Origin of the sequence: Clostridium niameyense (assembly GCF_001243045.1) — a bacterium.
Classification (GTDB): domain Bacteria; phylum Bacillota; class Clostridia; order Clostridiales; family Clostridiaceae; genus Clostridium_F; species Clostridium_F niameyense.
Genome location: NZ_LN849007.1, coordinates 1895148 through 1909288, shown reverse-complemented (window position 1 = coordinate 1909288; position 14141 = coordinate 1895148). Strand labels below are relative to the sequence as shown.

Here is a 14141-nt window from a genome sequence, read left to right as displayed (position 1 = left end):
ACTTACTTTTTATTCTTTAATAATATCTTCTATATTTATATTATATTTATTTATCTTTCTATAAATGGTAGCCCTACTTATTCCTAAAAGTTTGGATACCTGTATAATATTTCCTTTACAATGAATTAAGGCATTTTTAATAGCTTTATGCTCTAGTTCAGATAAAGGTATTACTTCATCATTGATGTTAACATGGTTTAAATTTAAAGTGCTAGTGGTTTCATCAGAGGTTATAGGTTTATTTAATTTATCACTTAAATATTTATCTGTGATAAGGTCTCCTTCACATATATAGTAGCTACGTTCTACAATGTTTCTTAATTCTCTAACGTTACCTGGCCAATTGTAGCATTTAAGTTTATCTATAAATTCGGGAGATACTTTTTTAAAATTACCAGGATTCTTTATATTTAATTTATCTATAAAATAAGAAGTTAAAGTTTCTACATCTTCAATTCTATTTTTAAGGGGAATTATATGCACATTAATTACATTTAATCTATAATATAAATCTCCTCTGAAGTTTTTATTTGTTACCTCATCGTTTAACTTACGATTGGTAGCAGCTATTACTCTAACATTAACCTTTTTTTCATAAGTTCCTCCAACCCTCATAATTTTTAAGTTATCTAAAACTCTTAATAACTTAGATTGTATATCTAAAGGTAGTTCTCCAATTTCATCTAAAAATATAGTACCACCATCAGCTAATTCAAATTTTCCAGGGTAGCCACCTTTTGAAGCTCCAGTAAAAGCTCCTTTTTCATAACCGAATAGCTCGCTTTCTACGAGTTCTCTTGGAATAGCAGCACAATTTACTGCCACAAAAGGGCCATGACGTCTATTGCTATGGTTATGTATAGCTTGAGCAAAAAGTTCTTTTCCAGTACCGCTATTTCCTTCTATTAGAATGCTACAGTCAGATTCAGAAGCCTTTTTTGCAAATTCTATTATACTTTTCATCTTTTGATTTTTTGTTATGATATCATCAAATGTATAGGAAGCCTTATATCCAACTACATTATTAACTAATTTGTGAATATGACGTGTATCTCGTAAAGCTAAAACTGCTCCTAATATTTTATCTTCAAATTTTACTGCCATTATGTTTGTAATACATTTTATGCAATTATTATTTATATAAAAATTACAATCTACACTAAATTTATGATTTCCATTTTCTATACAATCATCTATAAAACCATGTGTTTTCACAATATCTTTTATAGAAAATTTTTTAATTTTATCTTCTGTGGAATTTAATATATTTAGTGCCATAACATTTGTTTTAATAATATTAAAGTTTGTATCTATAATTATAAGGCCTTCATAGGCTACATTAAGGGTAGATTCAAATAAACAGTGTTCTAAACTTTTATTTTCGTCATTATTAACCAAACTTTTCAAATCCAAAGATTCTATGTGGTTAGTATTGATTATCAAAAATATCACCTCAGTATAAACATTCAGTTAAAATACTATTATGAATTAAGTATAACATAATTTTAGTTAGATATTAAGATATATAACTTTATTTTAATTGAGTTTAAAATTTAAATAAAATATACAAAAATTGACGATATTCTGAGAAGAAATAATATTAATTGTTTAAATTTATCTTGAATATTTAAAATAGGTTGACATATAATATTAAAAATATTATAATTTTTAGATAAAGTGTAGACTATAAAAGCTATGAAGAGAAGAGTAAGTATAGATGTATTTTAAAGCGAGTGGATGAGGGTGTGAGTTCCATAAATATTCTATAGTGAAGAACATCTCAGAGTTTCTAACCGAAATTGTATTAAAGTAGGCTTAGAGGTTTCCAAAACCTTATCTTTGGATTGTATAAATTATTGTTTATGCATTTTAAGCAGGCTTATTGCAATTTGGGTGGTACCGCGGAAGTTAACCTTTCGTCCCTTTAGGGATGAAAGGTTTTTTATAATGTATAAAAATAAAAAGGAGGATTTAAAATGGAATCAGTTTTAATTAAATCTTTATACAGAGAAACAGAAAAGTATTCTGGAAAAGAAGTATCATTAAGTGGATGGGTAAGAACAGTAAGAGATTCTAAAACTTTTGGTTTTATAGAGATTAACGATGGTAGTTTCTTTAAAAATGTTCAAATAGTTATAGAGGATTCATTAGATAATTTTAGAGAACTTTGTAAAATGGCTATAAGTACATCTATATCAATAGAGGGTGTTTTAGAAATAACTCCAAATGCAAAACAGCCTTTTGAAATTAAAGCTAAAAAAGTTGTTATAGAAGGAAAGTCACACAGTGATTATCCATTACAAAAAAAGAGACATAGCTTTGAATATTTAAGAAGTATAGCTCACTTAAGACCAAGGAGTAACACTTTTTCAGCCGTATTTAGAGTGCGTTCATTAGCAGCTTATGCGGTACATAAGTTTTTCCAAGAAAGAGGATTTGTTTATGTAAATACACCTATAATAACAGGTAGTGACTGTGAAGGTGCAGGTGAAATGTTCCAGTTAACTACTATGGATTTAAAGAATATTCCTAAAACTGAAGAAGGAAAAGTTGATTTTTCAGATGATTTCTTTGGAAGAGCAGCTAATCTTACAGTAAGTGGCCAGCTTTCAGCAGAAACTTTTGCTTTAGCTTTTAGAAATGTTTATACTTTTGGACCAACATTTAGAGCAGAAAATTCAAATACTGCAAGACATGCATCAGAATTCTGGATGATAGAACCTGAAATGGCATTTGCAGAACTTAAGGATTATTTAGATACAGCAGAAGATATGGTAAAATACATAATTAATTATGTTAGAGAAAATGCACCAGAAGAAATGGAATTTTTCAATAAATTTGTTGACAAAGGATTATTTGAAAGATTAGATAATGTAGTAGGTTCAGATTTTGCTAGAATTACTTATACAGAAGCTGTAGATCTTCTTCAAAAATCTGGTGCGAAGTTTGATTATCCAGTAGAATGGGGAATAGATCTTCAAACAGAACATGAAAGATATTTAACAGAGAAAATATATAAGAAACCAGTATTTGTAACAGATTATCCAAAGGATATAAAAGCTTTCTATATGAGATTAAATGATGATGGAAAGACTGTTGCAGCTGCAGATCTTTTAGTTCCAGGAGTTGGAGAAATAATAGGTGGAAGTCAAAGAGAAGAAAGATTAGAAATATTAGAAAAGAGAATGGCAGAACTAGGTCTTAATAAAGAAGATTATTGGTGGTATTTGGAATTAAGAAAATATGGAGAAACTAAACATTCAGGATATGGATTAGGATTTGAAAGAATTATAATGTATATGACAGGAATGGGAAATATAAGAGACGTAATACCATTCCCAAGAACTCCAGGTTCAGCTGAATTCTAATATTGATACTTATAAATATTTTTAAATAATGGATATATATTAAATTAATCAATGCATAAATAGTTAAAACAATATAATTAAATTATAATGTATTATATTAATTAAATTAAAAAAGGCGTGTACTTATTGAAAAATACATGCCTTTTTAATTATATTAACTAATAAAATTAAGTAGTTTAGTTACATTAGTATATAAATTTGTAGCTTTTATACTAAAATTCCTGCAATACAAGCAGTTAAGAAACTAGCTACAGTACCTCCGATTAAAGCTTTTATTCCAAGTTGTGCTATTTCACTTCTTCTTTTTGGAGCAAGTTGTCCAATACCGCCCAATTGTACTGCTATAGAACTAAAGTTAGCAAATCCACATAAAGCATAGGTTAATATAGTTACGGTTCTTGGAGTTAATGCTCCTTGTTTTATAAGAGTAGATAAGTTTGAATATGCTACAAATTCATTGATAACAGTTTTTTGACCTATAAGAGATCCAGCTGTTAACATATCTTTAGAAGGTATTCCCATTGCATATGCAAAAGGTGAACATATATAACCCAATACATTTTCAAAATTTAAACCGTTTATTCCAACTAAATGACCAATTCCTTCTAATCCTGCATTTAGCATAGCTATTAAGGCTACAAAAGCTAATAACATAGCACCTACATTTAAAGCCATTTGAAGACCTTCAGAAGCACCTCTAGCAGCTGCGTCTATTACGTTTTTGTCTAATTTTTCTACAGCACAACTAACATTACCTTTAGTTATTGGCTCTTCGGTTTCAGGTACTATTATTTTTGCTGCAACGAAAGCCGCAGGAGCAGACATTATAGAAGCTGATAATAAATGTGCTGAGCTTATACCCATTCCTATATATCCGGCCATTACACTACCAGCTACAGTAGCCATTCCTCCTACCATTACAGAGTGAAGCTCGGATCTTGTCATCTTATCTATATAAGGTTTTACAATTAAAGGAGCTTCAGTTTGTCCAACAAATATGTTTGCAGCAGCAGATATAGATTCAGCTCCAGAAGTTCCTAAAGTTTTAGCCATGAAGTTAGCTATATGCTTTATTAAAAATTGCATAACCCCTAAATAATATAGAACTGACATTAGAGCAGAGAAAAATATAATAGTTGGTAATACTTGAAAAGCAAATATAAATCCAAAGCTATCAGTATTAGTAATTAAGCTACCAAATAAAAATTCTGAACCATTTTTAGTAAAGCCTAAGATTGTTGTAACAAAATTGGCAAGCTTTTCAAAAGCTATTCTACCGATAGATGTTTTTAAAATTAAGAATGCAAAAATGAATTGAATAATAATTCCTACAGAAACAAGTTTAATGTTAACCTTTTTTTTGTTCTCAGATATTAAATAGCAGATACCTAAAAAAACAAAAATACCTAACAAGCTTATAAATCTTTCCATAAAATCCTCCTTGTAAATCATCTCTTGTAAAAAGTTGATAAATATAAAATTGTGTATTTGGATAAGAATTGAACTTATACATAATTTAATAAAAAAATACAGTGTATACATTTACAATTTCTTTAATACTACAATATGTTAATAAAAAATTATTTTTCTGCGAAATTATTATAAATTTTTATAGAAGAAAAGTCAATGGATAATATATGTATTAATGTAAATTTAGCATAAAAAAGCAATTCATCACTAATAATAATTATTTAGTGATGGTCATTATTAGTGCAATTTAACATTGGAGTTTCAAATTAATATCATGATTGGTATTGTAGAGGTAGAACCTAAAGATAAATCATTAAATAGAGTTGAAACCATTAATGTCTAAAATAAGAAATCTACCTTAAAATCTTAAGGTAGATTTTTTTATCTATCTAAAAAACCAGATATAATTACTGTAATAGGTATAGTAAAAATTAATCCTATACTTCCTGATAAGGTTTTTATTATTTCACATACTATCATATCTTGATTTATTATATCTCCTAAAGTTATACCATTAGCCATATAACTTAAAATAAGAAAAGTTGCTCCACTAGCATAAGCAAGTACTAAAGTGTTGGACATAGTCCCCATTATATCTCGTCCTATATTCATACCAGCCTTCATAAGTTTAGGGGTACTTATGTTTCTATTAGCTTGTCTTATTTCGTACATAGAAGAAGATATAGACATACTTACATCCATTACAGCTCCTAAAGCACCTATGAGAACTGTAGCAAAAAATATGTTTTTAAAATTTAAGGAACTATTTAAATTAGAATATAAAAGAACCTGAGCCTCTTCGGAACTTATAGCATTTACTTTACATAGGTTTCCAACTAGTATGGCTATCAACTCCGAAATAATAACTCCGCCAGTAGTTCCTAATATAGCAGATATAGTTTTTTTGTTTATACCACTTACTATTATAAAGGTAGTAGTAGTAATACAAATGCATACTAAAATAGATATTATAAAAGGATTGTATCCTTTCAAAATGTATTTTAAGAACACATTAAAAACAAAAAATACAGTAATACCTAAAGTTAATAAAGATTTTATACCTTTCCATCTTCCAATTAGAATCATTATAATACAAAACCCAATTACAAAATATTTTAGATACTTATCTCTAGCCAATTGATATATACTAACAGAAACTAACTTTCCGTTATCTTCTTCAGTAATTAACATCACTTCATCTTTTTCTTCATAAAATGTTCCATTTTGCTTAGATAGGTTTACATGATTATCAATGGATACCTTTTCACCTTTATGACTTCCTTCTAATATTTCTACTTGTAAATTTTGAACTTTTATTTTATTTGATTCTTTTCCCTCACCTTGAGTTTCATTATATTCTTTGGTAACTTTTAAAATTTTTCCTCTAATAGGATCATAAGAAGCAATATTATTTTTATCTTCAGCATAAGTTTTCCCAGTAAATAAAAGTATCAATAATAAGGTAAGTATAAAAAATATGTTTTTAAATTTTAAGTTCATTATTTTCCTCCTTTTGTATTAACATATATTGGTCTTATTAAAATATATTATGTTAATTTAGTTATATTACTAAAAATTTCATATAGCCATATTAAGGTTATAAATGATTATTACAAAATTGTAATAGTGAAATTTATGCTATTGTAATAAAAGAAGTTTAATATGTAGTTTGTAGAAGAAAATATATTCAATAAGAGGAGTGAATATAAAGTGGAATTATTAAAAGTTAAAAATCTTTGTAAAAGTTATGGAAAAGGTGAAATAAAGGTAGACGCATTAAAAAATATTAATTTAAGCATAAATCAAGGAGATTTTGTAGCTATAGTAGGAGCTTCAGGATCAGGTAAAAGTACATTACTTCATCTTTTAGGTGGAGTAGACAGACCTACATCTGGAGAAGTTATTTTAGATGGTACAAACATTTATACATTAAAAGAGAATGAACTTGCTATATTAAGAAGAAGAAAAATAGGATTTATATTTCAATTTTATAATTTAATACCAGTTCTTACAGTAGAAGAAAATATAGAAATGCCAGTTCTTTTAGATGGAAAGAAGCTAGATAAAAGATATATGGAAGAGCTTTTACAAATTTTAGGGATTGGAGAAAGGAGAAATCATCTTCCATCACAGTTATCTGGGGGACAGCAACAAAGAGTATCTATAGGAAGAGCTTTAGCTAATAAACCATCTATAATACTTGCAGATGAGCCTACAGGAAATTTAGATTCTAAAAATTCAAAGGAAATAATAGAACTTCTAAGATATTCCGTTAAAAAGTATAATCAAACTTTAATTCTTATAACCCATGATTTAAATATTGCAAAGATGGCAGATAGAGTTATAACTATATCAGATGGTGAGGTTAAAGGGGATGAGGTGATTAATAGTGAAAAGCTATAGTGAAATAACTACACGATATTTGAATGAAAATAAAAAGAGAACAGTATTAACTATAATAGGCATAATTTTAGCCATATCCTTATTTTCAGGCATTGGAAATTTATTCTTTAACATGAGGGACGGATTAGTAGATAGAAAGAGAAAGTCTGTAGGAAATTATGAGGTAAAGTATTGTGAAATAAATAAGGACAAAACAGATAAACTCAAAAACAATTTTGAAATTTCAAGTTATGGCATAAGTAAAGAGAATACTATCTTAGGCATAAATGATGGTAAAGATAAAAAAATAGTAAGTTTAGATCTTTATGATGATGGTATGTTAAGTAATGTAATGACTATAGATATTAAGGAAGGAAGATTACCGAAAAATTCTAATGAAATAATTTTAGAGAAAAGGTCAAAAAGAAAATTTAAAAAAGAAGTAGGGGATTATGTACAGTGGTTTAAATTAGATTCTGACTTAGTAGATAATGAAATTAAGAATAATCCCGAAGTTATTAAAGAAATTAAAAATGGAAATTTAAATATAGATATTAAAAAGTTTAGTTTAAATCAAGTAAAAAAGTATAAAATAGTAGGATATTATGAACCAGATAAAAGTTTTTCAAGTAATTATTACAAAGCCATAGGCTATTTAAATAAAAGTTCCTTAAATAAAGATGATAAATATTCTTTTTATGCAAATCTTAAAGAAAAAAAAGATAAGAGAAAAATTGGAATTAAGGTAGGTAAAACTATAGGTGTAAGTGAAACTATAAATTCTAAAGGTGAACAAATAACTTTTAATGAAGGTTTATTAAGAATTATGGCACAAGGAAACAGTACAATACTTAATAAAAGTACAAAAAATATATTTATATTTGTAGTAGGTTTAATAGTAATATGCACAGTGGCAGTTATTTATAATGCTTTTAATATATCAGTAGCAGAACGAATAAACCAATTTGGAACATTAAGGAGTATAGGGGCAACACCTAGACAAATAAGAAATTTGGTTTTTAAAGAGGCCTTTATAATGAGCATTATAGCTATTCCTCTAGGAATTTTAGCAGGTTATATAGGTATATATATTACACTAAAAATTATGCCTATATCTAATTTATTTATCTTTGAAGGCTTAAATATAAAATTTTATAAGGAAGTTATAGTAATATGCATAATATTAACTTTAATAACCATATTATTATCAGTTATAGGCCCTGCAAGGAAAGCATCAAAAGTTTCACCAATAGATGCTATAAGAAATTCATCTAACTTAAAGAAAGAAAAAATAAAAAGAAGAAAAGGAAGGATATCAAAGTTATTATTTGGAATTGAGGGATCAGTGGCTTATAAAAATATAAGAAGAAATAATAAAAGATTTATAATAACTGTATTTTCTCTTATGATATCTTTAATAATGTTTATATTATTTAGTTCACTTAGTAAATTAACCTTAGATGCACAAAAAAAGTTCACAGAATCTTTTGCTTTTGATGCTTTAATGGAAACTAAAAGTGAAATAAATAAAGAATTTATTTCTAAAATTAAGAACAGGGAAGGCATAAAGGAGGTATATACTCCTAAGATTAAATCAGGCTTAATATATATAAAGGAGAATATGATAAATAAAAAACCTTATAAGGATGCAAATGCAAAACAACCTACTAGTGAAAAGATTAAAAATGAAAATTATGTTTCTTTATATGCTTTTTACACTTCTTATGATTATAATTCTCTCAAATTGGCTAAGAATAATTTAAAAGCAGGAAATGTAGATATAGATGCTTTGAATAAAAATGGTGTACTAATTATAGATACAAATAAAATTTCTAAAAAAAATGGTGGGAAAATAGTAAGTAATATTACTAAATATAAAGTTGGAGATAAAATAAAAATTCCAAAGTCTAAAGAAATGTTTTATCCTAGTCCTTTTGAAAATAAGAAAGTAGATTTAAATAAACCATACAAACAATCTATAGAAAATGGCGAGTTTATGGAGTTTACTGTAGTAGGTATTTTGGAAAAAGATGAATTTAATAAACTAGTACCAGATAGTGTGGGGTTAGTATTTAGTGAAAAATGTTTTGAAAATAATTTTGGTAAAATCCCTTTAAATAGTGTCTTTGTTAGTTATAAAGACAAAAATGCTAGAGAAAAAAACTTCGCTTTCTTTGAAGATGGGGCTGAAGAATTAAATGGTAGCTATATAGATCTTTATAAAAAAGTAAAGGAAATGGAAAGTGTTGAAAAACAAATTGCAGTATTTATATATGGTTTCATAACTATAATAACTATAATTGGTATAGTAAATATAATAAATACTATAAGTATGGGATTACTCCTTCGAAAATCAGAATTTGCAACGTTAATGGCTATAGGAATGACCAAAAAACAGTTAAAGAAAATGGTAATTTTAGAAGGAGGATTGCACGGTATTATTACAAGTATTTTTGGTATTATTATATCTTTAGGATTATATAATCTTTTATTACAACAAGTAAAAGCAGTTGCGGATTTTGAAATTAAATTTCCAATAGGAATATTTTTATTAGGGGTATTAGGAGTAATGATAGTAACATTTGTAGCATCTATAGTGCCACTTAGAAGATTAGAAAAGATGAGTATAGTGGATAATATAAGAGCTAAAGAGTAGTTCTGTCAGTAATTATTATAAAATAAAAGTTTATATTTACAAATATATAAATATAATGTATAATGATTCAAAATAAAAACTTATCTAGAGAGGCGGAGGGACTGGCCCTATGAAGCCCAGCAACCTATGTTTATATGTGGTGCTAATTCCAGATAGATGAGGATATTAATTGAAACGGCTTGAAAGGTCTTAGGAAAATATCCTAAGATCTTTTTTTTATAAACAAAAGTTAAATATAGGAGGGTATTATGGATATTAGAAAAATATTTGAACAAAAAAAATTAGTGTTTTCTCTTGAGGTGTTTCCACCCCAAAATAAATTACCGGTAAGAATTATTTATAAAACTTTAAATGAATTAAATCACTTAAATCCAGATTTTATAAGTGTTACATATGGAGCAGGAGGAAGCACAATAAATAATAAAACTTCTGAAATATCATCTTTAATAAAAAATGTATATAACATAGAGCCATTAGCCCATTTAACATGTATATCATCTACAAAGAAGGATATAGATGATATAACAAATAGACTTAAGTTAGAGGAGGTAAGTAATATATTAGCTTTAAGAGGAGACAATAATGGTCTTGAAAAAAAGGATTTTAATTATGCTAGTGATCTCATAAAGTATATAAAACATAAGGATAAATTTAATATTATTTCTGCTTGCTATCCTGAAGGTCATATAGAAAATAAGAATATAGACTTAGAAATGAAAAATATGAAAAGAAAGATAGATAGTGGGACTACAAGTTTTATATCCCAATTGTTTTTTGATAATAATCACTACTATGATTTTTTAAATAAAGTTAGGAGTAAGGGAATAAATGTTCCTATTCAGGCAGGAATCATGCCAGTTATAAATAAAAGGCAAATAGAGAGAATAAGTTCTTTATGTGGGGTTAAGGTACCAAGTAAATTTATTAAAATTATAAATAGATATGAACATAGTAGCGAGGCTTTAATGGAAGCAGGAATTGCGTATGCCGTTGAACAAATAGTGGATTTAATTTCTACAGGTGTAGAAGGAGTTCATTTGTATACAATGAATAATCCATATGTAGCTAGTAGAATTTCAGATAATATAAAAATTATATTGGAAAGTATTAATAGGGAAAAGGTTAGTTAATATTAAATAAAATAGATTTTAGGTGATGAAATATGAATAAAGATGATTTAATTATTGATAAAAATGAAGTGTTAAGATATTTGGGATACAGAGGGCAAAATTTAAGTGAAAATTTAATTAATAAAATACATTCTGTAAGAATAGAAAGCAAGAGTTTATTTCAACCTAAATTTATATATGACATTTATTCTATAAATAAAAGCGATGATAATGTGGAAATAACTGGCACAAGTTTGAAGTTGTTAGGAAAAGACATAAATAAGCTATTAAAAGATTGTGATAAATGTATACTTATGGCAGTAACATTAGGGAATGATATTGAAAGAAGAATAAGATTTTATGAAAGAGTTGATTTAACAAAGGCAGTAATACTAGATGCTTGTGCTACTACAGCTGTAGAGGAAATTTGCGATTTAATACAAAATAAAATAAAAGAAGAGTGTATTAAAGAAGGAGAATCTTTAACTTTTAGATATAGTCCAGGATATGGGGATTTATCTTTGGATATACAAAAAGATTTTATAAATGTATTAAATGCAGAAAGAAGGATAGGAGTAACAGTTTCAGAACATATGTTATTATTTCCTAGAAAATCCGTGACAGCTATAATAGGTATAAAAAACGTATATGGAAATAATGGCAAATATACTTGTACAAATTGCAGTAATTATAATACGTGTTACTATAGGAAAGAGGGGAAAAATCATGGATGTAAGGGAGTATATTAAAAACAATATTTTAATTTTTGATGGGGCTATGGGAACTATGCTTCAAAGAGAAGGATTAAAATTAGGAGAAAATCCTGAAAAGTTTAATTTTACGGAAAGAGAAAAAATAATAGACATTCATAAAAAATACATAAAATCAGGGGCTAAAGTTATAACTACCAATACCTTTGGAGCTAACGAACTAAAGCTTAAAAATTTACCTTATACAGTAGAAGATATAATACAACAAGCAATAAAATTAGCAAGAAAAGCTATAGGTAATGGAGAATGTTTAGTAGCCTTAGACATAGGCCCTATTGGAGAGTTATTAGAGCCTATGGGTACATTAAGTTTTGAAAGAGCAGTAGAGATTTTTAAAAGGCAAATTAAAGCAGCTACAGAAATAGGCGTGGATATTATTCTTATTGAGACCATGACAGATTTATACGAAATGAAGGCAGCTATAATTGCAGCAAAGGAAATTTGTAATTTACCTATATTTGCTACTATGTCTTTTGAAGAGGATGGGAGAACCTTCACAGGTTGTCTACCGGAAAGTATGGCTATAACTTTAGAAGCTTTAGGAGTAGATGTATTGGGCGTTAATTGTTCATTAGGACCTAAAGAACTTAAACCTATAGTTGGAAAAATAATAAAAAATACTAATTTACCTGTTATGGTTCAACCTAATGCAGGACTTCCTAAAATAATTAATGGTGATGCAGTATATGATATAGGGGAAAAAGAATTCTGCAAATATGTAGATACCTTGGTATCTTTAGGAGTCTCCATTATTGGAGGATGTTGTGGTACTAATCCGAATTTTATAAGATGTCTTAAAACCATGGTAGAAGGTAAAAAGATTATTAAAAGAGAAAAACAAAGAAAGTATGCTATAACTACTCCATCAAAAGTAGTAGAAATAGATGAAGTAAGAATAATTGGAGAAAGAATTAATCCAACTGGAAAAAAGAGGTTGCAACAAGCAATTTTACAAAAGGATATAGATTATATATTAAAACAAGCTATAGATCAGATAAAAGCAGGAGCAGAAATACTAGATATTAACCTAGGACTTCCTAAAATAAATGAAAGTGAAATAATGAAAGATATTATAAAGGAAATTCAAAGTATAACGGATGTTCCACTTCAAATAGATTCTAGTAACGTGAAAACTATTGAAAAGGCCTTAAGGGTATACAATGGAAAGCCTATTGTTAATTCTGTAAATGGTGAGGATAAATCTTTAGATGGTATATTACCTTTGGCTAAAAAGTATGGGGCAGCTGTTATTGGATTAACCCTAGATGAAAAAGGTATTCCAAGTAAAGCAAAGGGCAGATTTAATATTGCTAAAAAAATAATAAATAGAGCTAAGGAATATGGCATTAAAAAGGAGGATATATATATAGATTGTTTAACTTTAACAGTATCTGCTCAACAAAAGGAAGTGATGGAAACTTTAAAAGCTATGAAAATGGTTAAGGAGAAGTTAAACGTAAAAACTGTATTAGGTGTATCAAATATATCCTTTGGATTACCTAATAGGGATTTAATTAATGAAACTTTTTTAGCTTTAGCTTTAGGAGCTGGATTAGATTTACCTATAATAAACCCTAATAAAGAAGGAATAATAAATGTTATAAGTACTTTTAAGGTGTTAAATAATAATGATAAAGGAGCAAAAGAATATATAGAAAATTATTCAAGCAAAGTAATTAGTAGAGTTATAGTGGGAGATAGAGAAATATATAAATCCAAGAAAGAAAATGAAAATACATTAGATGGTGCCATATTAAAAGGATTAAAAAATACTACTAAGAATTTAACAGAAGAACTTTTAAAATATAAAGATGAAATGGAAATAATAAATGAATATTTAATACCTGCATTAGATAAAGTGGGATTCAAATACGAAAGTGGGGAAATATTTCTTCCGCAACTTATTCAGGCAGCAGAAACAGTAAAGATATCTTTTGATATAATTAAGGAAAGAATAGCAAAGGAAAATAAGTGTCAGATAACAAAAGGAAAGATAATCTTAGCTACTGTTAAAGGGGATATTCATGATATAGGAAAAAATATAGTCAAGGTTATATTAGAGAATTATGGATATGATATTTTGGATTTAGGAAAAGATGTTCCAGTAGAAAAGATAGTAAAAGAAGCAATAGATAATAAGGTTAAATTAGTAGGATTAAGCGCTTTAATGACCACCACTGTAAAATCTATTGAAGAGACTATTAAGGCTTTAAAGAAAGTTAACTTTTCAGGAAAAGTTATGATAGGTGGAGCTGTGGTTACTTCTAAATATGCAAAAGAAATAGGAGCAGATTTTTATTCAAAGGATGCAAAACAAGCTGTTGAAATAGCAAAAGAAGTATTTAACTTTTAATAATTAAAATATGAAGTGTTGTATGTTAAGGAG

The 14141-nt window shown here is 27.5% G+C and carries 9 protein-coding genes, 1 riboswitch and 1 other annotated feature; of the genes, 6 read left to right on the top strand and 3 right to left on the bottom strand.

Annotated elements, in window-relative coordinates; translation table 11 throughout:
• Positions 1-9 precede the first annotated feature (9 nt).
• Complete coding sequence (locus BN1711_RS09995) at positions 10-1398, bottom strand: sigma-54 interaction domain-containing protein (protein ID WP_423243712.1); 1389 nt, start codon at positions 1396-1398, stop codon at positions 10-12.
• A 288-nt stretch (positions 1399-1686) separates the two neighbouring features.
• Positions 1687-1927 (top strand) — a binding site (T-box leader).
• 49 nt (positions 1928-1976) lie between these two features.
• Here BN1711_RS09995 and asnS point away from each other — a divergent pair.
• Entirely contained in the window at positions 1977-3368 is a 1392-nt protein-coding gene (gene asnS / locus BN1711_RS09990; protein ID WP_050608009.1) for an asparagine--tRNA ligase, read from the top strand.
• Between the two features lie 207 nt (positions 3369-3575).
• Here asnS and BN1711_RS09985 read toward each other — a convergent pair whose 3' ends face one another.
• Both BN1711_RS09985 and BN1711_RS09980 read right to left on the bottom strand, forming a co-directional pair.
• Positions 3576-4799 carry a NupC/NupG family nucleoside CNT transporter gene (locus tag BN1711_RS09985; protein WP_050608008.1) on the bottom strand — a complete coding sequence of 408 codons (1224 nt, stop codon included), beginning with the start codon at positions 4797-4799 and terminating at the stop codon, positions 3576-3578.
• A gap of 420 nt (positions 4800-5219) precedes the next feature.
• Positions 5220-6338: a YibE/F family protein gene (locus BN1711_RS09980; RefSeq protein ID WP_050608007.1), complete on the bottom strand. Its 1119-nt coding sequence runs from the start codon at positions 6336-6338 to the stop codon at positions 5220-5222.
• Positions 6339-6548: 210 nt separating this feature from the next.
• On the opposite strand from BN1711_RS09980, the gene BN1711_RS09975 reads away from it, so the two are divergent.
• From BN1711_RS09975 to BN1711_RS09955, 5 genes are all read left to right on the top strand, one after another.
• Complete coding sequence (locus tag BN1711_RS09975) at positions 6549-7241, top strand: ABC transporter ATP-binding protein (protein ID WP_050608006.1); 693 nt, start codon at positions 6549-6551, stop codon at positions 7239-7241.
• Positions 7228-9876, top strand: coding sequence for an ABC transporter permease (locus tag BN1711_RS09970; RefSeq protein ID WP_050608005.1), 2649 nt, complete (start codon positions 7228-7230; stop codon positions 9874-9876). The genes BN1711_RS09975 and BN1711_RS09970 overlap by 14 nt, the downstream gene beginning before the upstream one ends.
• A 77-nt stretch (positions 9877-9953) precedes the next feature.
• A riboswitch (SAM riboswitch) is annotated at positions 9954-10039 on the top strand.
• Positions 10040-10124: 85 nt separating this feature from the next.
• On the top strand, positions 10125-11006 hold the full coding sequence (gene metF / locus BN1711_RS09965; RefSeq protein WP_050608004.1) for a methylenetetrahydrofolate reductase [NAD(P)H]: 882 nt from the start codon (positions 10125-10127) through the stop codon (positions 11004-11006).
• Positions 11007-11038: 32 nt separating this feature from the next.
• Positions 11039-11734, top strand: a complete 696-nt coding sequence (locus BN1711_RS09960; RefSeq protein WP_050608003.1) for a vitamin B12 dependent-methionine synthase activation domain-containing protein — start codon at positions 11039-11041, stop codon at positions 11732-11734.
• Positions 11712-14108 carry a homocysteine S-methyltransferase family protein gene (locus tag BN1711_RS09955; RefSeq protein ID WP_050608002.1) on the top strand — a complete coding sequence of 799 codons (2397 nt, stop codon included), beginning with the start codon at positions 11712-11714 and terminating at the stop codon, positions 14106-14108. The genes BN1711_RS09960 and BN1711_RS09955 overlap by 23 nt, the downstream gene beginning before the upstream one ends.
• The last annotated feature ends 33 nt before the right edge of the window (positions 14109-14141 follow it).

Bases quoted from the DNA above. Each gene is read 5' to 3' on its own strand.
- asnS (WP_050608009.1), top strand. From the start codon at position 1,977: ATGGAATCAGTTTTAATTAAATCTTTATACAGAGAAACAGAAAAGTAT.
- BN1711_RS09985 (WP_050608008.1), bottom strand. From the start codon at position 4,799: ATGGAAAGATTTATAAGCTTGTTAGGTATTTTTGTTTTTTTAGGTATC.
- BN1711_RS09980 (WP_050608007.1), bottom strand. From the start codon at position 6,338: ATGAACTTAAAATTTAAAAACATATTTTTTATACTTACCTTATTATTG.
- metF (WP_050608004.1), top strand. From the start codon at position 10,125: ATGGATATTAGAAAAATATTTGAACAAAAAAAATTAGTGTTTTCTCTT.
- BN1711_RS09960 (WP_050608003.1), top strand. From the start codon at position 11,039: ATGAATAAAGATGATTTAATTATTGATAAAAATGAAGTGTTAAGATAT.
- BN1711_RS09955 (WP_050608002.1), top strand. From the start codon at position 11,712: ATGGATGTAAGGGAGTATATTAAAAACAATATTTTAATTTTTGATGGG.